We start from the raw sequence: 25,530 nt of genomic DNA on the forward strand, positions 1-25,530 counted from the left end.
CCGGAAATCCCGAACGACGACACCCCCGCCCGCCGCGGCAAACCACCCACCGTCGACCACGACCGAGCCTCCGCCAACAACCGCACCCCACCCGAGGACCAATCCACCTCGGGGGTCGGCTCGTCCACGTGCAACGTCCGAGGCAGCACGCCCGCCCGCATCGCCAGGACCATCTTGATCACACCGGCGACCCCGGCGGCGGCCTGCGAATGCCCGATGTTGGACTTCACCGACCCCAGCCACAACGGACGATCCGCCGGCCGACCGCGCCCGTACGTCGCCAACAACGCCTGGGCCTCGATCGGATCGCCCAGCGCCGTCCCGGTCCCGTGCGCCTCGACTGCGTCCACATCGCTCGGCGCCAGGCCCGCGTTGGCCAACGCGGCCCGGATCACCCGCTGTTGCGAGGGACCGTTCGGCGCCGTCAACCCGTTCGAGGCGCCGTCCTGGTTGATCGCCGAACCCCGCACCACGGCCAGCACCTCGTGGCCGTTTCGCCGGGCGTCCGACAGTCGCTCCAACGCCAACACGCCGACGCCTTCGCCGAAACCCGCTCCGTCGGCTGCGGCCGAGAACGCCTTCGCTCGGCCGTCGGTGGCCAGCCCGCGCTGGTGGGAGAACGCGGTGAACACGGTCGGCGTCGCCATCACGGTGGCACCACCGGCCAACGCCAGATCGCACTCGCCCGCCCGCAACGCCTGTGCGGCCGAGTGCAGTCCCACCAGTGACGACGAACACGCGGTGTCCACCGTGACCGCGGGGCCCTCCAGGCCCAGTGCGTAGGACACCCGGCCGGACATCACACTCGCCGAACACGCGGTGGCCAGGTAGTTCGCGTACTCGCCGCCCGATCCGGCGAACAGCGAGAAGTAGTCCTGACCGATCGTGCCGAAGTAGACGCCGGTTCGGCTGCCCTGGAGCGACCGGGGGTCGATCCGGGCCCGCTCGATCGCCTCCCACGAACACTCCAGCAACAACCGCTGCTGCGGATCCATCGCCAACGCCTCACGCGGCGAGATCCCGAAGAACTCGGCATCGAACTCCCCGGCGTCGTAGAGGAATCCGCCCTCGCGGACATAGGAGCGGTTTTCGTCGAACGCGGCGTCCAGGTCCCAGCCCCGGTCGGTGGGCAGCGGTGCCAGTGCGTCCACGCCGTGGTCGAGCAGCTCCCAGAACCGTTCCGGTGAACGGGCTCCGCCGGGCAGTCGGCAGCTCATGCCGATGATCGCGATCGGCTCCGCGTCCTTGCGCTCGGCCTCGCGCAGCCGCTGTCGTACGCTGCGCAGATCGGCGACGGTCTTCTTCAGATAGTCGCGGAGCTTTTCCTCGGTGGACCCGGCCGTCATCAGGACTCCCCCAGGTCGCTGTCGACCATGGCGAAGATCTCCTCGTCGGTGGCCGCCGACAGGTCGTCGTAGTCGGTCACCCGCTCGCGCGCCGCCGTCGCCGCGCGCCACTCGACGAGCAGCGCCTCCAGGTGGATCGTCACGTCGTCGATGCCGTCGGCGGCCGGGTCGAGACCGCGCAGTTCGCCGCGCAACCGGCCGACCGCGGCCAGTACCGGCTCGGTCGGGGACACCGGGTCGGTGGTCAGCAGCCCGTCCAGGTACTTGGCCAGGGCCTGCGGTGTCGGATGGTCGAAGACCACGGTGGCGGGCAATCGCAGCCCGGTGAGCGCGGTGAACCTGTTGCGCAGCTCGACCGCGGTCAGCGAGTCGAAGCCCAGCTCCCGGAAGGGTCGGTCCGTGGCGATCGCGTCCGCGGTGCCGTGGCCGAGCACCGCCGCCGCGTGCTCGCGCACCAGGCCGAGCAGCAGTTCACCGCGTTCGGCCGCGGTCAACGACGCGAGTTGCTGTTCCAGACCGGAGTCCTGCACGGCGGCGCTCACCGTGCGCCGGGTCGCGGAGCGCACCAGTCGGCGGAACATCGCCGGCACCTCGCCACTGCGGCCCCGCAGGCCGGCGACGTCCAGGTGCATGGGCAGCAGTAGTGCCTCACCCGTGTCGCGGGCGGCGTCGAACAGGGCCAGTCCGTCCTGTTCGGACATCCCGGCGACACCGTTGCGGGCGATCCTGGCCAGCTCGGTGGAGCCCAGTCGTCCGGTCATCGCGCTGCGGTCGGTCCACAGGCCCCAGGCCAGCGACTGGCCGGCCAGGCCCGCCGCGCGGCGGTGTTCGACCAGTGCGTCGAGGAAGGCGTTGGCCGCCGCGTAGTTGGATTGACCGGCGCCGCCGAGGACCCCGCTGGCGGAGGAGAACAGCACGAAGTCGGTCAGTGGCGCGTTGCCGACCAGTCGATGCAGGTTCCACGCCGCGTCGACCTTCGGGCGCATCACGGTGTCGAGGCGTTCGGGGGTCTGCTTGCCGATCACTCCGTCGTCCAGCACGCCCGCCGAGTGGATCACCGCGACCAGCGGGTGCCGGTCGTCGACCGAGCGCAGCACCTGCTCCAGCCGCTCGGCGTCGGCCAGATCGCAGGAGGCCCAGGTGACGGTGGCGCCGAGTTCGGTGAGTTCGCGTACCAGTTCGGTGCGTTCGGCGCTGCGGCCGATCAGCAGCAGGCGGGTCGCGCCGTGCTCGGTGACCAGGTGTCGGGCGACGAACCCGCCCACCGTGCCGCCGGCTCCGGTCACCAGCACCGTGCCGTCCGTCCTGATCGCCCGGGGAACGGTGAGCACGATCTTGCCGACGTGCTTGGCCTGGCTGATGTGCCGGAACGCCTCCGGCGCCCGGCGGACGTCCCACTGGGTGATCGGCAGCAGCCGCAACTTTTCGGCCTCGAACAGTCGGACGATCTCGGCGAGCATCTCGCCGGTCCGTTGCGGACCGGCCTCGACCAGGTCGAAGGCCCGGTAGGCGACACCGGGATGGGTCTCGGCCACCTGCTCGGGGTGTCGGATGTCGGTCTTGCCCATGTCCACGAACCGGCCGCCGCCGGGCATCAGTCGCAGCGAGGCGTCGACGAACTCCCGGGCCAGCGAGTTCAGTACCAGGTCCACACCGCGTCCGTCGGTGGCCGCCAGGAAGTTCTTTTCGAAGTCGAGGGTGCGGGAGGAGGAGATGTGCGCGTCGTCCAGCCCCAGTTCGCGCAGCGTGCCCCACTTGCCCGGACTGGCGGTGCCGAACACCTCGGCGCCCAGTTGCCGCGCGATCTGCACGGCCGCCATGCCCACACCGCCGGCGGCGGCGTGGATCAGTACGCGGTCGCCCGCGCCGACCCCGCCGAGGTCGCACAGGCCGTAGTAGGCGGTGAGGAACGCCGCGGGCACCGAGGCCGCCTGGGTGAAGGTCCAACTCGCCGGGATCCGCGCCAGGTAGCGGTGGTCGGTCACCGCGAGCGGACCGAAGCCCGCGGACAGGATGCCCATCACCCGGTCGCCCGGGGCCAGGTCCGGTACCGCGCCGCCGACCTCCACCACCACGCCGGCGGCCTCGCGGCCCAGCGTCAGGTCGTCGTCGACCATGCCCAGGGCGGCGACCACGTCGTGGAAGTTCAGGCCGCCCGCGTGTACCGCGACGCGCACCTCGTGGTCCGCCAGTGGCTTCTCGGCGTGCGGGTAGGCGCCCAGGGTGAGGTTGTCGAAGGTGCCCGGTTCGGTGATCTCCAGTCGCCAGGCGGCCGTTCCGGCGGGCGGCACGAGGTCGGTGGGCGTGACGCGCAGCAGTCGGGCGGCGGTGGCCTTGCCGGCCCGGACCATGACCCGGGGTTCGTCGGCGTGGATCACCTCGGCCAGCGTCGAGAGCGAGTCCGCGTGGTCGTCGACATCGACGAGGGTGATCCGCCCGGGGTTCTCGGTCTGCGCGGATCGCACCAGGCCCCAGACCGGGCTGTGGATCAGGTCTCCGGGCAGGGCGTTGCGGGTGACCACGACCAGCCGGGAGTCGGCGAACCGTTCGTCGGCGAGCCAGTCCCGGATCACGGCCAGCACGTGCCCGACGGCCGCCCGGACGGCTGCGGGCACGTCCTGATCGGGCCGGGTCGGGTGCACGCACGGCAGCACCAGCACCTCGGGTACCGGCTCGACGGACGCCGGCTCGGCGGCGGTGGCCACCTGCCAACCGGCGGTCTCCAGGGCCGGGGCGAGGCCGAGCGGGTCGTCCCCCAGCACCGCGGCGCGCGCGGCTCGGGCGTCGGTCCCGACCACGGGGACGGCTTCGTCCCAGCCGACCTTGAACAACGATTCCGGGCGCTTGGCCGCGAGTTGGTCGGCTTCGACCGGCCGGGTGGCGAGGTTCGCGAGGCTGAACACCGGCAGTCCGGTGCCGTCCCAGGCGTGCCAGGACCTTCCCTGTGCACCGGCCGGGCCGACCCGTACCCGCAGGGACCGGGCGCCGGTGGCGAACAGTTGCACGTCGGTGAAGGAGAACGGTAGCCGGGTCTCGCCGGCGCCGAGCGCACCGACCGCGCCGGCTTGGAGCGCGGCGTCGAACAGGCCCGGGTGCAGGCCGAATCCGGATACGTCGACGTCCTCGGGCAGGTCGACCTCGGCGAACAGTTCCTCGCCCGCCCGCCACACCTTGCGGACGCCGCGGAACACCGGTCCGTAGCGGTATCCGGCGTCGTCCAGTCGCTCGTAGAACCCGTCCGCCTCCACCGGGGTCGCCCCGGCGGGCGGCCAGACCGCCATGCTCTGCGGCTGCCGTCCCTCGATCGTCAGGAACCCCTCGGCGTGCGTCACCCAGTCCTGTTCGGCGCCGCGCGAGTGCACCGACACCGACCGCCGCTCCGGCTCGCCGATGTCGGTGACGACCACCCGGATCTGTACCCACTCCGTCTCGTCCAGCACCAGGGGTGCCTGCAGGGTCAGTTCCTCGACGCAGCCGAAGCCGACCTGGTGGCCCGCGTGCAGGGCCTGCTCGACCCACACCACGCCCGGCACCAGCACCGAGCCGAGCACCTGGTGATCGGCCAGCCACGGATACTGCGTCAATGCCAGCCGGCCGGTCCACGCCCACTGCCCGCCCGGCAACTCCACCGCTGCGGGCAGCAGTTCGTGGCCGGCCTCGACCAGTCCGGCCGCGCCCACGTCACCGGCGTGCGCACGCGGCGGCTCCAGCCACAGGCGCTCGCGCTGGAACGCGTAGGTGGGCAGGCCCACCCGCCGGCCGCCGGGCACCATGGCCGGCCAGTCGATGGGCAGGCCGCCGGCCCAGGCGTCGCCGGCCGAGGTGATCATCCGCGCCAGGTCGCCCTCGTCGCGGCGCAGGCTCTGCAGGACCACGGCCTGCCCGCCGGCCTCGTGCACGGTCTCCTCGATCCCGACCGTCAGGACCGGGTGCGGGCTGCATTCGAGGAACACGGCGTGGCCCTGGTCCAGCAGGTACCGGACACCGGTCCGGAATTCCACCGTCTGCCGCAGGTTGCGGTACCAGTACTCGGGGCCGAGCTCAACGGTGTCGATCCGCTCGCCGGTCACCGTCGACACGAACGGCAGCTCGCCGCTGCGGGGCGAGATGCCCGCGAGGGCCGCGAGCAGTTCCTCGCGGATCGTCTCCACCTGTGCGGAGTGCGACGCGTAGTCCACGTCGATCCGCCGGGCCCGGATCCCGTCGGCCTCACACGCGGCGAGCAATTCCTCCAGGCCGGCGACGTCGCCGGAGACCACGGTGGACGAGGAGCCGTTGACCGCCGCCACCGACACGCCCGGGTAGTCGGCCAGCAGCGGCAGGACCCGCTCCCGGGACAACGCCACCGACACCATCCCGCCCGGGCCGGAGAGTTTCTCGGCGATCAACCGGCTCCGCAGTGCCACCACCCGGGCGGCGTCCTCGACGGACAACGCCCCGGCCACCGTGGCTGCGGCGATCTCGCCCTGCGAGTGCCCGATCACCGCGCCGACCGGGACGCCCCAGGACCGCCACACCTCGGCCAGCGACACCATCACCGCCCACAACGCGGGCTGTACGACCTCGACCCGGGCCAGGGCGGCGGCGTCGTCGAGCACGTCGAGCGGCTCGAAGTCGACGAACGGAGCCAGCGCCTTGGCGCACCGCCGCATCGAGTCCCGGAACACCGCGGAGGACTCCAGCAGTGCCCGGCCCATGCCGAGCCATTGACACCCCTGGCCGGCGAACACCAGCACCGCACCGTCTCGCACAGTGGCCGCCGGGCCGTCGGGGCCGGTGGCCACTGCCGCCAGGCCCGCGAGCAGATCCTCCCGGTCCCGGCCCACCACCACCGCGCGGTGCTCGAACGCGCTGCGGGTGGTCGCGAGCGACCAGCCCACGTCGACGGGGTCCAGGTGCGCCACCCGCGCGCCCAGTTGCGCCGCCTGTGCCCGCAGTGCCGCCGCGGTGCGGCCGGACAACACCCACGGCAGCGCGTCCGGCACCGGTGCGCGCTCGGCCCGGTCCCGAGCGGACTCGGCGGGCGGCGCCTCCTCGACGATCACGTGGGCGTTGGTGCCGGAGATCCCGAACGAGGACACCCCGGCCCGGCGCGGCCGGCCGTGCCCGGCGGACCATTCCTGCGGCGACGCCAACAACCGCACCGAGCCCGAGGACCAGTCCACCTCCGCCGTCGGCTCCTGCACATGCAAGGTCCTGGGCAATACGCCTTCGCGCAGCGACAGCACCATCTTGATCACGCTCGCCACGCCGGCGGCGGCCTGGGTGTGCCCGACGTTGGACTTCACCGACCCCAGCCACAGCGGACGATCCGCCGGCCGCCCCTGCCCGTACGCGGCCAGCAGCGCCTGCGCCTCGATCGGGTCGCCCAGGGCGGTACCCGTGCCGTGCGCCTCGACCACGTCGATGTCCGAGGGGGCGAGCCGGGCGTTGGCCAACGCCGCCTGGATGACCCGCTGTTGGGACGGCCCGTTCGGCGCGGCCAGGCCGTTCGAGGCGCCGTCCTGGTTCACCGCCGAGCCGCGCAGCACGGCCAGCACCTCGTGGCCGTTGCGCCGGGCCTCGGCGAGCCGCTCCAGTACCAGTACGCCGACGCCCTCGGCCATGCCCATGCCGTCGGCGGACGCCGAGAACGCCTTCGAGCGGCCGTCCCAGGCCAGTCCCCGCTGCCGGGAGAAGGACACCAGCGCCAACGGTGTGGACATCACCGTCACGCCGCCGGCCAACGCCAGGTCGCATTCCCCGGCCCGCAGCGCCTGCGCGGCCAGATGCAGCCCGACCAGCGAGGAGGAGCACGCGGTGTCCACCGTGACGGCGGGGCCCTGGAGACCGAGCACGTAGGACACCCGGCCGGAGACCACGCTGGACGCGTTGCCGGTCAGCAGGTGGCCCTCGGAGCTCTCCGCCCCGCTCGTCCTGCCGTAGTGGCCGTTCCAGGCGCCGATGTAGACGCCGACGTCCGTGCCGCGCAGCGACACCGGGTCGATGCCGGCCCGCTCCAGCGCGCCCCAGGAACACTCCAGCAGCAGCCGCTGCTGCGGATCCATCGACAGGGCCTCGCGCGGCGAGATGCCGAAGAACCCGGGGTCGAACTCCCCCGCGTCGTACAGGAAGCCGCCGTCGCGGACGTAGCACTTGCCCGGCTCGTCGGGGTCCGGGTCGTACAGCTCGTCCAGGTCCCAGCCGCGATCGTCGGGGAACCCGGCGACCGCGTCGACGCCGTCGTCGAGCAGCGTCCAGAAGTCCTCGGGCGACCGCACGCCGCCGGGATAGCGGCAGCCCATGCCCACGATGGCGATCGGCTCGCAGTACCGGTCCTCTGCCTGCTGCAACCGCTCCGTCACGTCCGCCAGGTCGGCGGTGACGCGCCGGAGATAGGTGCGGAGCTTGTCTTCGTCCCCCATGGAGAGACCCATCCTTTTCGCGTGGTAGTCGACAGAGGTCAGGAACGGCCGAATTTGGCGTCGATGAAGTCGAAGAGATCGTCGTCGCTCACGTCGTCGACCTGTTCTCGGGAAGCACTCTGATCGCCGCCCCGGGCCTGGTCCCATCCGGTGAGCAGGGCGCGCAGCCGCGCGGTGAGCGCCGCCCGCTCCCGGACGTCCGGCACGACCGCGGGCAGGGTGTCGCAGGACAGTGCCGCGACGGTGGACTCCAGTCGGGCCAGGTCCTCGAACAGGGCGGAGCGGACCGGGTTTTCGTCGAAGGCGAGCCGCGAGCCGAGGTACGTCGCGAGCGCCGCGGGGTTCGGGTGGTCGAAGACCAGGCCGGCCGGCAGGCTCAGTCCGGTGGCCGCCGCGAGCCGATTGCGCAGCTTGACCGCGGTGAGCGAGTCGAAGCCGAGGTCGCGGAACGACCGGTCGACCGGGACTGCGGCCGCGTCGGGGTGCCCGAGCACCACCGCGGCCTGCGCCGCCACCGCGCCGAGCAGCGCCCGACGTCGCTCGTCCCCGGAGAGCGTGGCCAACCTGGCGACCAGGTCCGGGGTCTGCTCCGCCGGTTCCGGCGCTCGCACCGGCCGGGCCTCGGGAATCTCGCCGATCAGCGGCCGATCGCGCGCCGACGTGTAGCGCGCGGCGAAGGTCGGCCAGTCGATGTCCGCGACGACGAGGGTGCCCTCGTCGTGTTCGAGCGCCTGATCCAGGGCGCCGATCGCGACCTGCGGATCCATGAACCGCAGCCCCTGGCGGTGCAGGCGCTCCTCGGCGGCCCCCGTCGCCATCCCCTCGCCGGCCCAGGCGCCCCAGGCCACCGACGTGGCGGCCAGGCCCCGACCGCGGCGGTGTTCGGCGAGTGCGTCCAGGTCGGCGTTGGCCGCCGCGTACGCACCCTGTCCGCCGCTGCCCCACACTCCCGCGCCGGAGGAGAACAGTACGAAGGCGTCCAGATCGCCGAGCAGTTCGTGCAGGTTTCGCGCGCCCGCCACCTTCGGCGCGAGCACTGCGGCGATCTCGGCCGCGTCGGTGTCCAGCAGCCGCGCGGACCGTCCCGAGCCCGCCGTGTGCACGACGGTGCGGATCGGCGGGCCGGCCGTGCGCAGTTGCTCCAGGAGCGTGGCCAGGGCGGCGCGGTCGGCGACGTCGCACGCGGCGATGGTGACCCGGGCGCCGAGGGCGACCAGCTCCTCGCGCAGTCGATCCGCGCCTTCCGCGTCCGGGCCGCGGCGGCTGACCAGCACCAGGTGCCGTACACCGGCGTGCGCCAGCCGGCGGGCGACGTGGCCGCCCAGGCCGCCGGTGCCGCCGGTGATCAGCGCGGTGTCGCGGAACCGCGGGGCGCTGCCCGCGCTTTCGGGTGCCGGGGCCCGGACCAGCCGCCTGGCCAGCAGCCCGGCCGGGCGCAGGGCGAGCTGGTCCTCGCCGTCCGGGGTGGACAGGGCGGCGAGCAGCAGGGCCGCCGTGCGCTCGTCGAGTTCGGCCGGCAGGTCGAGCAGACCTCCCCACGACTCCGGGTGTTCCAACCCGAACACCCGTGCAAGACCCCACAGTTGCGCGGGTTTTGTGGAGTCCACCGAGTCGGTGCCGGTGGCCGCGACGCCGCCGCGGGTGAGCGTCCACAGGCGGGCTCGCACGGCGGCGTCGGTCAGCGCCTGGACGAGCAGCACGGTGTCCGACACGGCACGGGGCAGTACGTCGTGGTCCCGGTGCGTGGTCTCGGCCAGTCCCAGCAGGGACACCAGCGCGGTGGGGCGGACGACGCCCAGCCGCTCGGCGAGCGTCGCCCGGGTGTCCTGCGGTCCCAGGGCCAGGAGGTCGATGTCGGCGCCGGCGCCGGCCAGGGCCGCGCGGATCCGGTCGGTGTCCGCGTCGTGTTCGAGTTCGGCGGGCACGACCACGGTCCAGCGGGCGATCGGCTCGGCGGGGGGCCGGGGGTCGGCGACCGGCCGCCAGACGACCCGGTAGCGCAGGGCGTCCGCGGCGAGTTTGCGCCGCCGTTCCCGACGCCAGTCGGCCAGCGCCGGCAACACGTGCGCCAGGGGCGGGCGCAGGTCGTCGTGGTCCTGCCCTGCCGGACCCCGAAGCAGGGCCGCCAGTCGGTCCGGGTCGCCCTGGTCGACGGCGGCCCAGAAGTCCTGGTCCCCCTCCTCGGCGGCGGGCCGGGGCCGGTCCGCGGCTTCCAGCCAGTAGCGCGAGCGTTGGAAGGCGTATCCGGGCAGTTGCACCCGCCGGCCGCCGGCCAGCAGCGGCGTCCAGTCGATCTCGACACCTCGAATCCAGGCTTCGCCGGCCGCCGTCACCATCCGGGTGAGGTCTCCCTCGTCCCGGCGCAGGCTCTCCAGCACCACCGCCTGATGGTGCTGGGCCGTCTCCTCGATGCCGACGGTCAGGACCGGGTGCGGGCTGGACTCGATGAACACCGCGTGCCCCCGGTCCAGCAGGTGGCGCACACCGGCCCGGAATTCCACGGTCTGCCGCAGGTTCCGGTACCAGTACTCGGGGCCCAGTTCGGCGGTGTCGATCCGCTCGCCCGTCACCGTCGACACGAACGCGAGTTCGGCGGTTCGCGGGGTGATCCCGTCGAGCAGGGTGAGCAGTTCGTCGCGGATCAGCTCGATCTGCGCGGAGTGGGAGGCGTAGTCCACGTCGATCCGCCGGGCCCGCACCCCCTGCCCCGCACACGCGGCGAGCAGCTTGTCCAGCCCGGGGATGTCACCGGAAACCACGGTGGACGACGACCCGTTGACCGCCGCCACCGACACGTCGGGGTAGTCGGCGAGCAGGGCGACCACCTCGTCGCGCGGCAACGCCACCGACACCATCCCGCCCAACCCGGACAACCTCTCGGCGATCAGCCGGCTCCGCAACGCCACCACCCGCGCGGCGTCGTCGACGGACAGCGCCCCGGCCACCGTCGCGGCGGCGATCTCACCCTGCGAATGCCCGATCACCGCGGACACCGGCACACCCCAGGACCGCCACAGCGCGGCGAGGGAGACCATCACCGCCCACAGCGCGGGCTGCACGACCTCCACCCGCGCCAGCGCCGTCTCGTCCGTCAGTACGGCCCGCACGTCGAAGTCGACGAAGGGCCGCAACGCCTCGGCGCAACGCCCCATCGACTCGCGGAACACCGCGGCCGACTCGGACAACTCCCGCCCCATGCCGACCCATTGGCATCCCTGGCCGGCGAACACCAGCACCACGCCGCGGTGGACGCCGGCCGCCCCGGGATGCTCGCCCCCGGCGGCCACCGCCGACGTGCCGGCCAGCAACTCCTCGCGGCTGCGGCCGACCACCACGGCACGGTGCTCGAACACACCGCGCGTGGCGGCCAGCGACCAGCCCAGGTCCAGCGCGGCCGACTCCGGACGAGCGGTGGCGTGCGCCGCCAACCGCGCGGCCTGTGCCCGCAACGCCTCGGGCGACCGGCCGGACAACACCCACGGCAGTACGTCGGGGCCGGCCACCACGACGTCGTCGGAGGGCTCGTCCGGGGCCTGTTCGACGATCACGTGCGCGTTGGTGCCGGAGATCCCGAACGAGGACACCCCGGCCCGGCGCGGCCGACCGTGCTCGACGGGCCACGCCTGCTGCGCGGTCAGCAGTCGCACCGCGCCCGAGGACCAATCCACCTCGGGGGTCGGCTCGTCCACGTGCAACGTCCGCGGCAACACGCCCGCCCGCATCGCCAGCACCGTCTTGATCACGCCGGCGACCCCGGCGGCGGCCTGGGTGTGGCCGATGTTCGACTTCAGCGAGCCGAGCCACAGCGGACGATCGGCGGGCCGACCGGGTCCGTAGACCGCCAGCAGTGCCTGCCCCTCGATCGGATCACCCAGCGTGGTGCCGGTGCCGTGCGCCTCCACCGCGTCGATCTGATCCGGCGTCAGCCGGGCATCGTCCAGGGCCTGCCGGACGACCGCCTGCTGCGACGGGCCGTTCGGCGCGGTGAACCCACTGCTGGCACCGTCCTGGTTCACCGCCGAACCGCGCAACACGGCCAGCACCTCGTGCCCGTGCCGCCGGGCGTCGGAAATCCGCTCCAGCACCAGCACCCCGACACCCTCGCCGAAGCCCGTGCCGTCCGCCGTGGACGAGAACGCCTTGCAGCGACCGTCCGCCGCGAGTCCGCGCTGCCTGCTGAAGGTGGTGAACACGGTCGGCGCCGAGATGACCGACGCTCCGCCGGCCAACGCCAGCGAGCACTGTCGTTGCCGCAGCGCCTGCGCGGCCAGGTGCAGGGCGACCAGCGAGGACGAACAGGCCGTGTCCACGGTGACCGCGGGCCCGGTCAGCCCGAACGTGTAGGAGATCCGCCCGGAGGCCGCACTGCCGGCGTTGCCGATGCCGACGAACGCCTCGACGTCCTCGTCGACGCGAGGCAGTCGGGTCGCGTACTCGTGGGTCATCAGTCCGGTGTAGACACCGATCGGGCTGTCCGCGAACGCGGCCGGGCCGATGCCCGCCCGCTCCAGGGCCTCCCACGAACACTCCAGCAGCAGCCGGTGTTGCGGGTCCATCGTCAACGCCTCACGCGGCGAGACACCGAAGAATCCGGGGTCGAAGTCGGCGACGTCGTAAAGGAATCCGCCTTCGCGCACATAGGACCTGCCGGGCGCGTCCGGGTCGGGATGGAAGAGGTCGGCGTCCCAGCCCCGGTCGGCCGGGAACGGCGCGATCGCGTCGCGGCCCTGTGCGACCAGGTCCCACAGCTCCTCCGGGGTGCGGACGCCGCCGGGGAAGCGGCAGGCCATCGCGACGATCGCGATCGGCTCGACGGCCGCCGACTCCAGTTCGCGCACCCGCTCGCGAGCGGACCGCAGTTCCGCGGTGACCCGTTTCAGGTATCCGAGCGCCTTGTCGTCGCCGTTCACTGCGCACCTCCGATTCCCAGCTCGTCGTCCAGGTAGGCGTAGATCTCGTCCGCGGTCGCGGTATCCAGGTCGCCGACGTCGTCGGCGGGTGCGGCCGACGACCGCAGCTCCGCCAGCAGGGCGGTCAGCCGTTGGGCGATCAGGCCCCGGTCCAGTGCGTGCGAGGTCGGGCCGGTGAGGTCGCGGCGCAGCACGTCCAGCCGTTCCAGCGCCGATCCGGTGGCGTCGACCGTGCCCACCAACCGCCCGACCAGGTAGGCGGCGAGCCGTTCCGGGCTCGGGTGGTCGAAGACGGTGGTGGCGGGCAGCCGCAGATCCAAGTGCTTGGCCAGCCTGTTGCGCAGCCGTACCGCGGTCAGCGAGTCGAAGCCCAGGTCGAGGAAACCTCGCGAGGGGACGATCGCGTCCGGGCTCTCGTGTCCGAGCACCGCGGCCGCCGCGCCGAGTACGACGTCCTGCACCAGGTGCAGCCGTTCCTCGCCGCTCAGCTCGGCCAACCGCTGTGCGAACCGTCCGTCGGTCGCCGGAGCCGCGGCGGCGACCGTCCGCCGCGGCGCCCGCACCAGGCCGCGCAACATCGCCGGCACCTCGTGCCCGGACCCTGTGTCGAGTCGGATGGGTACCGCGAGCGGCGCAGCGGCGCCGAGCGCGGCGTCGAAGGCGGCCAGGGCCTCGGCGGCGGACAGCGCGCCGACCGCGGCGATGTTGCGCGACGCGGACCCGACCTGCCTGGTCATTTCGCTGCGCTGGGCCCACAGTCCCCAGGCCAGCGACAGGCCGGGCAGGCCGCGGGCCGCGCGGTGCGCGGCGAGCGCGTCCAGGAAGCCGTTCGCCGCCGCGTAGTTGGCCTGGCCGGCCGCGCCGAGAACCGAGGCGGCAGAGGAGAACAGTACGAACGCGCTCAGCGGCAGGTCGGCGGTCAGTTCGTGCAGGTGCCAGGCGGCATCGGCCTTGGGGCGCAACACCGCGTCCAGCCACTGCCCGGGTTGGTTGCCGAGCACGCCGTCGTCCAGCACACCGGCGGCGTGCACGACGGCGGACAGCGGGTACTCCGGGTCCACTCCGGCGAGCAGTTCGGCCACGGCGCCGCGGTCGGCGACGTCGGCCGCCACGATGTCGACGTGTGCGCCCAGTTCGGTGAGTTCGGCGTGCAGCCGGGCGGCGCCGGCGGCCGCGGGGCCGGCGCGGCCGACCAGCAGGAGCCGGGTGTTGCCGTGTGTCTCCACGATGTGCCGGGCCAGCAGTGCGCCCAGGGTGCCGGTGCCACCGGTGATCAGGACGGTACCGGTGCCCAGCGAACCGCCCCCGGTCGGCTCGCCGATCCGGGCCAGTCGGGGCACCTTGCCCAGGCCGGCCCGCACCAGCACCTCGGGTTCGGGGCCGGCCGCGAAGCCGGGCACGGTGGCGATCGAGTCGGGGTGGTCGTCCAGGTCGAGGAGGGTGATCCGGTCCGGGTTCTCGGTCTGCGCAGTGCGCAGCAGTGCCCGGACGGTGCCGTGCACGAGGCCGTCGCGGGACTCGTCGCGGGTGACCACGACCAGGCGGGATTCGGCGAAGCGGGCGTCGGTGAGCCACTCCTGCAACACGCCGAGGACCCGCCCGGTCGCCGCGCGCACGGCCGCGGGCGGCTCGTCGCGATCGGCCGCGGGCCACCGGCACGGGAGCAGGACCAGGTCGGGCACGATCCGTACGGCGGCCGGGTCGGCGGCGGTGTCGACCCGCAGGCCCGCGTGCTCCAGTGCGGCGGCCAGGCCGAGGGAGTCCGGGCCCAGGACGACCGCGGAGCCGGCAACGGATCCGGGGGCCGGGGTCACCGGCTGCCAGTCGATCCCGAACAGGACTTCCGCGGGCTTCGTCGCCAACTGCCCGGCGTCGACCGGCCGGGTGGCGAGCCGTCCGATGTCGAACACCGGGAGTCCGTCGCCGTCCCAGGCCCGCCAGGAGGATTCGCGCGGGTCGATCCGCACCCGCAGCGCGGTCGCGCCGGTGGCGAACAGGTGCACGTCGGTGAAGGAGAACGGGAGTCGGGTCTCGCCGGGACGGTGCCCGGCCGCGTCGTCGAAGGCGATGCCGTGCAGGGCCGCGTCGAACAGTGCGGGGTGGATGCCGAACCCCTCGCTCGTCCCGTCCCCGGGCAGCGCGATCTCGGCGTACAGCTCCTCGCCGCTCCGCCAGATCCGCCGCAGGCCGCGGAACGCGTCGCCGTAGTGGTAGCCGGCCGCTTCGAGTCTCTCGTAGAACCCGTCGACGTCGAGCGCCGCGGCCCCGGCGGGCGGCCACTGCGTGAGAGCCGCGGGGGGCGGAGCGGCCACGCCGAGGATGCCCTCCGCGTGGGTCGTCCAGGTCCCGTCCGGGCGCTGCGAATGCATCGACACCGCCCGGCGGTCGGGGTCGTCGAGCTCGGTGACCACCACCCTGATCCCGGCCGGGGCCGACTCGTCCAGCAGCAGCGGTGCCTGGAGGTTCAGCTCCTCCACGGCGCCGAAGCCGACCCGGTGTCCGGCGTGCAACGCCAGTTCCACCCAGGCCACGCCGGGCAGCAGTACCGATCCCAGCACCGCGTGGTCCGCCAGCCACGGAAACGCCCGGGTGGAGGGTTGTCCGGTCCACACCGACCGGCCGCCCGGCAGTTCCACCGTCACGGGAGCCAGCGCGTGCCCGGCCTCGGCCAGTCCCACCGCGGCCACGTCACCCGCGTGGCCGGGCGTCGCGTCCAGCCAGTGTTGCCGGTGTTGGAAGGCGTAGGTGGGCAGTTCCACCCGTCGGCCGCCGGCGAGCAACGGCATCCAGTCGACCGCCACACCCCGGGTCCAGGCTTCGGCCGCCGCGCCGACCATCCGGGTGAGATCGCCCTCGTCCCGGCGCAGGCTCTCCAACGCCACCACGCCGTCCGCGGTCTCTTCGATGCCCACGGTCAGTACCGGGTGCGGGCTGGCCTCCAGGAAGACCCGATGTCCCCGGTCCAGCAGGTACTGCACGCCCGCCTGGAACTCCACGGTGCGGCGCAGGTTGCCGTACCAGTATTCCGGGCCCAGTTCGGCGGTGTCGATGCGCTCACCGGTCACCGTCGACACGAACGGCACGTCACCGGGCAGCGGACGAATCCCCTGCAACGCGGTCACCAACTCGTCGCGGATCGACTCCACCTCTTGCGAGTGCGAGGCGTAGTCCACGTCGATCCGCCGGGCCCGGATCCCGCCGGCGTCGCAGGAGGCCAGCAGCGCGACCAGCCCGGCGAGGTCGCCCGAAACCACGGTGGACGACGGGCCGTTGGCGGCCGCGATCGACACCCCGGGGTGCTCCGGGAGCATCGCGACGACCTGGTCGCGGGGCAACGCGATCGAGGCCATCCCGCCCGGGCCGGAGAGTTTCTCGGCGATCAACCGGCTGCGTACCGCCACCACTCGGGCGGCGTCCTCGACGGACAACGCCCCGGCCACCGTGGCGGCGGCGATCTCGCCCTGCGAGTGCCCGATCACCGCGGCGGCCGAGACACCCCAGGACCGCCACACCTCGGCCAGCGACACCATCACCGCCCACAACGCGGGCTGTACGACCTCGACCCGGGCCAGGGCGGCGGCGTCGTCGAGCACGTCGAGCGGCTCGAAGTCGACGAACGGAGCCAGCGCCTTGGCGCACCGCCGCATCGACTCGCGAAACACCGCGGACGACTCGGACAACTCCCGCCCCATTCCCACCCATTGGCATCCCTGGCCGGCGAACACCAGGACCGGACCGTCGTCCACGGCGACCGCATCGGCGCCGGCACCGTCGACGGCCACCGCCGACAGCCCGGCCAGCAACTCCTGCCGGTCCGCGCCCACGACCACCGCACGCTGCTCGAACGCGCTGCGGGTGGTCGCCAACGACCAACCCACGTCCAGGGCGGTCGAGTTCGGCTTGGTCGACAGGTGCTCGGCCAACCGTGCGGCCTGCGCCCGCAGTGCCTGCGGCGAGCGGCCGGACAACACCCACGGAATCACGTGCGGCGCGGATGCCGGTGCCTCGTCCCGTTGTTCGTCCGGTATCTGTTCCAGGATCAGGTGCGCGTTGGTACCGCTGATGCCGAACGAGGACACCCCGGCCCGGCGCGGCCGGCCGTGCTCGGCGGGCCACTCCTGCTGCGCGGTCAACAACCGCACCGCGCCCGAGGACCAATCCACCTCCGGCGTCGGCTCGTCCACATGCAGCGTGCGAGGCAGCACCCCTTCGCGCATCGCCCGGATCATCTTGATCACACTCGCCACGCCGGCGGCGGCCTGGGTGTGGCCGATGTTGGACTTCACCGACCCCAGCCACAGCGGACGATCGGCGGGCCGGCCCTGCCCGTAGGTGGCCAGCAGCGCCTGGGCCTCGATCGGATCGCCCAGCGCCGTCCCGGTCCCGTGCGCCTCGACCACGTCCACATCGCCCGGTGCCAGGCCCGCGTTGGCCAACGCGGCCCGGATCACCCGCTGTTGCGAGGGACCGTTCGGCGCCGTCAACCCGTTCGAGGCCCCGTCCTGGTTGATCGCCGAACCCCGCACCACCGCCAGCACCTCGTGCCCGTGCCGCCGGGCGTCGGAAAGCCGCTCCAGCACCAGGATTCCGACGCCCTCGGCCCAGGCCACGCCGTCCGCGGCCTTGGCGAACGCCTTGCTGCGGCCGTCGGCGGCCAGTCCGCGCTGCCGGGAGAACTCGACGAACGGACGCGGGGTGTGCATCACCGTCACCCCGCCGGCCAACGCCAACTCGCACTCGCCGGCCCGCAACGCCTGGGCGGCGAGGTGCAGTCCGACCAGGGAGGTCGAGCACGCCGTGTCCACGGTGACCGCCGGGCCGACGAAGTCGAAGGTGTAGGAGATCCGCCCGGAGGCGATGCTGCCGGCGCTTCCGGTGCCGAGCGTGCCCTCGTATCCGGCCGGCACCGCGCCCAGCCGGGAGGCGTACTCGTGGTACATCACGCCCGCGTACACCCCGGTTCGGCTGCCCTTGAGCGAGACGGGGTCGATGCCCGCGTGTTCGAGCGCCTCCCACGAACACTCCAACAGCAGGCGCTGCTGGGGGTCCATCGCCAGCGCCTCGCGGGGCGAGATCCCGAAGAAGTCGGCGTCGAACCTGCCCGCCTCGTGCAGGAAACCGCCCTCGCGCACATACGACTTGCCGACCGCGTCCGGGTCGGGGTCGAACAGGTTCCGGGTGTCCCAGCCGCGGTCGACCGGCCACTCGGATATGCCGTCGCCGCCGGAGACGACCAGGTCCCACAGGTCGTCGGGCGTGCGGACGCCGCCCGGGTAACGACCGGCCATGCCCACGATGACGATCGGATCGTCCTGGACCGGCGCGGCGACCTCGGTGTTCGCCGCAGCCTCCGGCTCGGGCACGATCAGCCGGGTCAGCACATGCTCGGTGATCGCCCGTGGGCTCGGGTAGTCGTAGGTCAGCGTGGCGGGCAGCCGCAGGTCGGTGGCGGCGGCGAGCCGATTGCGGAACTCCACCGCGGTCAGCGAGTCGAAGCCGGCCTCGTGCAGGTTCTGCTCGGGTCGCACACCGTCGGCGGCGTTGTAGCCCAGGGTGTCGGCGACGGCGCTACGCACGATGTTGAGCACCATCCGGCTGCGTTCGGCGCCGGTCAGCCCACCCAGCCGGTCCGCGAGCGAGGAGTCCCGCCGGGCGCGGGCCGGTTCGCGGACCAGACCGCGCATCGGCACCGGGAGGTGCTCGCGTCGGGCGCGCAACATCGCGGTGTCCACCCGCATCGGCAACAACACGGCGTGCTCGGCGGCGCATCCGGCGTCGAACAGCCGCATGCCCTCCTCGGAGGTCAGCGCGGTGACGCCGATCCGCGAGATTCGGGTGAGTTCGGCGTCGCCGAGACCGCGGGTCATGCCACTGTCCTGGGCCCACAGTCCCCAGGCGAGGGAGACCGCGGGCAGCCCGAGCCTCCTGCGGTGGGTGGCCAGCGCGTCCAAGTAGGCGTTCGCGGCGGCGTAGTTGCCCTGCCCGGCGGAGCCGAGGGTGGCCGCGGCCGAGGAGAACAGCACGAACGCGGCCAGGTCCAGGTCGGCGGTCGCCTCGTGCAGGTGCCGGGCGCCGTCCACCTTCGCCGCGAACGAGGTGTCGATGCGTTCGGGGGTCAGTGCGTGCAGGACACCGTCGTCCAGGACACCGGCGGTGTGCACGACCGCGGTGAGCGGATGTTCGCCCGGTATCGAGGCGAGAAGTCGGTCCACCGCGGCGCGCTCGGACACGTCGCAGCGCACCGAGGTGATCTCCCCGTCGAGCAGTTCGCTCCCCGGGGCGGGCCTGCCGCTGCGACTGGCCAGGATCAGCCTGCGTACACCCAGGTTCCGCACGACGTGCTCGGCCACGAGTCCGGCCAGCGTTCCGGATCCGCCGGTGATCAGCACGGTGCCGTCGGGGTTCCACCCGGCCGGGGCCTGCCGCACGACGGCGGGGGCCAACCGGGGGACCAGGATCCTGCCGTCCCGGATCGCCGATTGTGGTTCGCCGGTGGCGATCGCCGCGGCCAGGGCGGGTGTCGCGGAGCCGGGATCGTCCACATCGATCAGCACGAAACGGTCGGGGTGCTCGGTCTGCGCGGTCCGGACGAGTCCCCACAACGGCGCGTGCACGAGATCCGGCTCGTCGTCGCCGATCACCACGGCCCGTCGGGTGACCAGCGCCAACCTGGCGCCGGTGTCGGCGGTCAGCCAGCGCTGGAGCAGGGCCAACACGCGGTGGGTGGCCGCGTGCGTGGCATCGGCCTCGGGCGCCGCGTCGACGTCGGCCTGGGGGGCGGTCTCCGTGTCGGTGTCGAAGCACCGCACCACCACGATGTCGCAGTCGTGCGCGAGTGCCTCCTCCGGCGTGCTCGCGGTGGCGATGCGCAGTCCGGAGCCGTCGGCCGCGGGCACCGGCGTCCAGTCGAGGCGGAACAGGGCATCGGATGTGCCGAGGTCGAGCGGCGTGGCGGAGATCGGGCGCAGCGCCAGCGCATCGACGGTCAGGACCGGTCGGCCCGCGGTGTCGGTGACGTCCAGCCGGATGGCATCGGTACCCGCCTTGGAGACCCGCACCCGCACGGCCGTCGCGCCCCGACTCCACAGGGCCACCCCGGTCCAGGCGAACGGGAGGTACTTGCCGTCCGGCCGTTCGTGGAACTCGCCCAGCCGGGCGGCGTGCAGGGCCGCGTCGAGCAGGGCCGGATGCATGCCGAATCTCGCCGCTTCGGCGCCGGCCACCTCGGGCAGGGCGACCTCCGCGAAGATCTCGTCGGCCTGTCGCCACACGGCCCGCAGCCCTTGGAACAGCGGACCGTAGTGGTAGCCGTGGTCGGCCAGGCCGGGGTAGAAGTCGTCGAGGTCGACGGTCTGCGCCTGCGGCGGCGGCCACTGGGCGATCGACGGAGCGGGCTCCGGGGCATCCGCGGGAGCCAGCAGACCGCTCGCGTGCAGGGTCCACTCGTGCTCGACGTGCTCGTCGTGGGGCCGGGCGTGCACGGTGAGGGCACGTCTGCCGTCGTTCTCGGTGGCACCGACGACCATCTGCACCTGCGCCGAGCCCCGCTGCGGAATCACCAGCGGCTGATGGAGGGTCAGGTCCTCCAGGGCCGGGCAGCCGACCTCGTCGCCGGCGCGCAGGGCCAGATCGACCAGTGCGGTGCCGGGCAGCAGCACCGAGCCCAGCACGGTGTGGCCGGCCAACCACGGGTGGGTGCGCAGCGACAACCGTCCGGTGAGCACCACCCTGTCCTCGCCCGCGATGGCGACGGTGGCGCCCAACAACGGGTGCCGGGCGTCGGCGAGGCCGATCTCCGCCGGTTCGCCCGCGCTCGGGCCGGTGTGGATCCAGTAGTGCTGGTGTTGGAAGGCGTAGGTGGGCAGGTCGACGGCGCGAGCCTCGGCGAACATCGGTGCCCAGTCGACCGGATGTCCGCCGACATGCACCGCGGACAACGCCGACAACACGGTCCGCACCTCGTCCTGCCCCGCACGCAACGCCACCGCCGAGGCCACCTCGACGCCGGCCTCGTCGGCGCATTCGGCGACCGCCCCGGCCAATGCCCCCGCGGGCCCCAGCTCCACCCACGTCGAGACACCCGCGTGCAACAGGGTGTGCACGCCCGCGCCGAACAACACCGGCTCACGCACCTGGCGAACCCAGTAGTCCGGCGAACACCACGCATCCGGATCCACCCACGAACCCGTCACACCCGACACCGCCGACAACCCCGGGCGGTCAAAGCGCACCGACTCCAGGACCCGCCGGAACTCCGCCGACATCGGCTCCATCAACGGGGAATGGAACGCGTGCGACACCCGCAGCCGACGCGCACGGCCGCCTCGCGCCGACACCTCGGCGACCACCGCCGCCACGGCCTCCTCGGTACCGGAGACCACCACCTGACCGGGCCCGTTCACCGAGGCGACCACCACACCCGGCGTCAACAGCCCCTCGACCTCGTCCGGCCCCAGTCCCACCGCCGCCATCGCACCGCCCGACGGCAACGCCTGCATCAATCGGCCGCGTGCGGCCACCACCGCGCAGGCGTCCGGCAACGACCACACGCCCGCGACGTGCGCCGCCGCCAACTCGCCGATCGAATGCCCCACCACGTGCCCCGGCCGCACCCCGAAGGATTCGGCCAGCCGGTAGAGCGCCACCTCGATAGCGAACAGCCCCGCCTGGGTGAACACCGTCTCGTCCAGCAGACCCTCGGTACCCTCGGCACCGAACACCACGTCCCGCACCGGATGCATGACGTGGCCCGTCAACCGCCGATCCAGCTCCGCCGCCGCCGCGTCGAACGCCTCGGCGAACACCGGGAATCGCTCGTACAGACCCCGGCCCATCCCCGGCCGCTGGCCGCCCTGCCCGGCGAACACGAAGCCCAGGGCGCCGGACCGCGCCGCACCCGAAACCACACCCGGCCCGGCCCCTCCCCCGGCCACGGCACCAAGACCCGCGAGCAGTTCCTCCCGGTCCAGGCCCACGACCACCGCACGATGCTCGAAGGCACTGCGGGTCGACGCCAACGACCAACCCACGTCCGGGACGGCCGACTCCGGGCTTGCCGACAGATGCGCGGCCAACCGCGCCGCCTGCGCCCGCAACGCCTGCGCCGTCCGCCCCGACAACACCCACGGCAGCACGGCCGGCGTCGAGTCGACGTCCGGGATCGGGACCGGGGCGACCTCCGGCGCCTGCTCGACGATCACGTGCGCGTTGGTGCCCGAGATGCCGAACGACGACACACCCGCCCGGCGCGGCCGACCGTCCACGACCGGCCACGCCTGCTCCGAGGTCAGCAGTCGCACCGCGCCCGAGGACCAATCCACCTCGGGGGTCGGCTCGTCCACGTGCAACGTCCGCGGCAGTACACCCGCCCGCATCGCCAGGACCATCTTGATCACGCCGGCGACCCCCGCGGCCGCCTGCGCATGCCCCACGTTCGACTTCACCGACCCCAGCCACAGCGGACGATCGGCGGGCCGGCCCTGCCCATAGGTGGCCAGCAGCGCCTGCGCCTCGATCGGATCACCCAGCGCCGTCCCGGTCCCGTGCGCCTCGACCACGTCCACATCGCCCGGCACCAGGCCCGCGTTGGCCAACGCCTCGCGGATCACCCGCTGTTGCGACGGTCCGTTGGGCGCCGTCAACCCGTTCGACGCGCCGTCCTGGTTCACCGCCGTGCCCCGCACCACGGCCAGTACCCGATGGCCCAGCCGCCGAGCGTCCGACAGCCGCTCCAACAGCAGGATCCCCAGACCCTCGCCCCAGCCCGTCCCGTCGGCGGCGCCCGCGAACGCTTTGCACCTGCCGTCGACGGCCAGACCGCGTTGCCGGGAGAACACCTCGAACAGCCGCGGTGTCGGCATCACCGTCACCCCGCCGGCCAGGGCCAGTTCGCACTCCCCGGCGCGCAACGCCCGTGCCGCCAGGTGTAGTCCCACCAGCGAGGACGAACAGGCCGTACCGATCGTGATCGCCGGCCCCTCCAGGCCCAGCGTGTAGGAGATCCGCCCGGAGAGCACACTCGCCGACGCGGCAGTGGCCAGGTAGCCGTGCAACCGCTCGTCCGCACGCAACAACAGGGTGCCGTAGTCCTGACCGTTGCTGCCGACGAACACGCCGGTCCGGCTGCCCTTGAGCGACCGAGGGTCGATCCGGGCCCGCTCGATCGCCTCCCACGAACACTCCAGCAACAACCGCTGCTGCGGATCCATCACCAACGCCTCACGCGGCGAGATCCCGAAGAACGCCGGGTCGAACTCCCCCGCGTCGCGCAGGAATCCGCCCTCGCGGACATACGACTTGCCCGGCGCGGCCGGGTCGGGGTCGAAGAGGTTCTCCAGATCCCAGCCGCGGTCCTGCGGGAACTCCGACACCGCGTCCACACCCGCGTCCAACAGTTCCCAGAACTCCTCCGGCGAGCGCACACCACCGGGCAGCCGGCAGCTCATGCCCACGATCGCGATCGGCTCGCGATCGCCGTCCTCCAACTCCCGCACCCGCTGCCGTGCCTCGTGCAGGTTGGCGGCGGCCTGCTTCAGATAGTCGAGCAGCTCTTCGTCGTTAGGCATTGGTGGATTCACTTCCGGTGCGTCCGTCGAGTCGGTGGTCGGCCTGCTACCTGCGCCGGGCATCCGGCAGCGGTCGAAAACGGTCAACTGTCAGCGGGAGATTCCGAGTTCGTTGGTGAGGAAGTCGAGCACCTCGGCGCGGGACGCCGACTGGAGGTCGCGTGCGGGATCCGACCGCGGCGCACAGGCGGACTGGATCTCGTTCAATCTGTGCGTGATCCGGGAGCGTTCGTCCGCGTTCAGCTCGGCGACCGCGAGCTTGGCGCCCAGCGTGTCCAGTTGGGCGAGCAGGCCATCCACGCCCCGGTCCTCGAAGGCCAGGTGCTCGTCCAGGTGTTCGGCCAGCGACGCGAGAGTCGGGTAGTCGTAGACGAGGGTCGCGGGCAGTTGCACGCCGACCCGGACGACCAGAAGATTGCGCAGTTCGACGGCGGTGAGCGAGTCGAAGCCGATGCCGTGGAAGGAACTGTCCGGTCCTATCGCGGATCGCGACGCCTGGCCCGCATCCGGGGCCGAATCGTGTCCCAGCACGGTGGTGACCAGTTCGTGCACCAGCTCCAGCAGAGCGGGTCCGCGCTCGTCCTCGGGCATCGCGGCCAGCGCGGCGGGCAGATCGGTGCCCCGCGTGGCCGGCCCGAGCTCGCCCAGTGCGCGCACCTCGGGGAGATCGGCGATCAGCCGGCTCGGCCGCGATGCGGTGAAGTCCGCGGCGAACCGCGACCAGTCGATGTCGGCCACGATGTGCGCGGCCGCCGGTTCGGTCATGACGTGTCGCAGCGCGGCGATGGCACGATCCGGCGCCATCAGCGGCAGGCCGTAGCGGCGGGTCCGGCTTGCGACGGCATGATCGGCGACCATGCCGTCGCCCTGCCAGGCACCCCAGGCGATCGAGGTGGTGGGCAGTCCGGCCGCGCTGCGCTGCTCGGCGAACGCGTCGAGGAACGTGTTGGCCGCGGCGTAGTTGCCCTGTCCCTTGGTGCCGACGGTCGCGGCGAGCGAGGAGAACAGCACCAGATGCGAGTCCTCGATCGACTCGTGCAGGTTCAGCGCACCCTTGATCTTGACGTCCAGTGCGCCCGCGAAACGTTGTGGCGTGAGCGAGTCGATCAAACAGTCGTCCAGCGTGCCCGCGGCGTGGATCACCGCGCTCAGCGGGCGGTCGGCGGGGATCGAGTCGACCAACCGGCGCACCGCGGCGGCATCGGTGACGTCGCACGCCTCGATGGCCACCGGCATGCCGGACGCGGTCAGCTCGTCGAGCAGCGCAGCCGCCCCCGGGGCCTCCGCACCGCGACGGCCGACCAGCAACAACCGCTCGATGTCCTGGGTGACCAGCCAACGCGCGATATTGGCTCCGACGCCGCCGGTACCGCCGGTGACCAGCACGGTTCCGCCGGGCTGCCATTCCCGGGCGGTGGTCGATGCGGACGAACGCACCATGCGCCGGACGAACACACCGTGCTCGCGCACGGCGATTTGGTCCTCCCCATCCGGCGCGGCCAGCACGTCGGCGACCAGTTCCCGGATCCGGGCGTCGGCACGCTCCGGGAGGTCGACCAGCCCGGCCCACAGTTGCGGCTTCTCCAGCGCGGCGACCCGGCCCAGGCCCCAGACCTGTGCCTGACCGGTCTCCGCCGCAGGATCGGCACCGCCGACGCAGACCGCCTGCCGGGTGGCGACCCACAGACGTCCGAGGCCGAGTTCCTCGCAGACCTGCACGGTGTTCGCGACGGCGGCCAGTCCGATGGGCACCGCTTCCGCGTCCGGGTGTGGCCGGTCGTCGAACGCCAACAGGCTGAGCACGGCGTCGATCCGCTGCCCGGCGACCGCGTCCCGCACGACGGCGGCTTGCGCGGTGCGATCCGCTGCGGCCGGAACCTGTACGCGGATCACCGCACAACCGCGCTCGGTCAGCATCTGCTCGGCGCCGGCCACCCACACGAAACGCTCGTCCGACTCGGGCACCAGCAACAACCAACGACCGGAGAGGCCGGCCGACGTCCCGGCCGAGCGCCGGCGCCAGTCGATCCGGTAGTGCCAACCGTCGCCCGGCGTCTGCGGCCGAGCGGTGAACAACGGGTCGACGTCCAGCCAGTAGTGCCGATGTTGGAAGGCGTAGGTGGGCAGGTCGGTCAGCGTCGCGGCGGTCCCGGTGAACAGGTGGGACCAGTCGACGGTGTGGCCGGCGGTGTGCAGGTGGGCCAACGCGGTCACGGCGGTACGCACCTGCGGTCGGTCCCGGCGTTGCAGCGCGGTGAACGACGCGTCGGCCACGTTCTCCGGGCCCATCGCGGTGAGCACGCCG

General features: G+C 72.9%; 4 protein-coding genes and 1 pseudogene. All 5 read right to left on the bottom strand.

The window, feature by feature from the left end:
• The coding region (locus ACH4U8_RS45730; RefSeq protein ID WP_395784657.1) for a type I polyketide synthase at positions 1-1,349 on the bottom strand (1,349 nt) is incomplete at its 3' end.
• Entirely contained in the window at positions 1,346-7,750 is a 6,405-nt protein-coding gene (locus ACH4U8_RS45735; protein WP_395784653.1) for an SDR family NAD(P)-dependent oxidoreductase, read from the bottom strand. The genes ACH4U8_RS45735 and ACH4U8_RS45730, both read right to left, overlap by 4 nt.
• Before the next feature lie 38 nt (positions 7,751-7,788).
• Positions 7,789-12,621: pseudogene (locus tag ACH4U8_RS45740) on the bottom strand (type I polyketide synthase); the annotation flags it as partial.
• Positions 12,622-12,656: 35 nt separating this feature from the next.
• Positions 12,657-23,288 (bottom strand): SDR family NAD(P)-dependent oxidoreductase, encoded by a 10,632-nt coding sequence (locus ACH4U8_RS45745; RefSeq protein WP_395784659.1) that lies wholly within the window; start codon positions 23,286-23,288, stop codon positions 12,657-12,659.
• 27 nt (positions 23,289-23,315) lie between these two features.
• Positions 23,316-25,530, bottom strand: a 2,215-nt coding sequence (locus tag ACH4U8_RS45750) for a beta-ketoacyl reductase (RefSeq protein ID WP_395784655.1), incomplete at its 5' end; no start/stop codon positions are given.

The sequence above is a fragment of the Embleya sp. NPDC020886 genome (assembly GCF_044333915.1).
Lineage (GTDB): Bacteria > Actinomycetota > Actinomycetes > Streptomycetales > Streptomycetaceae > Embleya.

Bases quoted from the DNA above. Each gene is read 5' to 3' on its own strand.
- ACH4U8_RS45735 (WP_395784653.1), bottom strand. From the start codon at position 7,750: ATGGGGGACGAAGACAAGCTCCGCACCTATCTCCGGCGCGTCACCGCC.
- ACH4U8_RS45745 (WP_395784659.1), bottom strand. From the start codon at position 23,288: ATGCCCGGCGCAGGTAGCAGGCCGACCACCGACTCGACGGACGCACCG.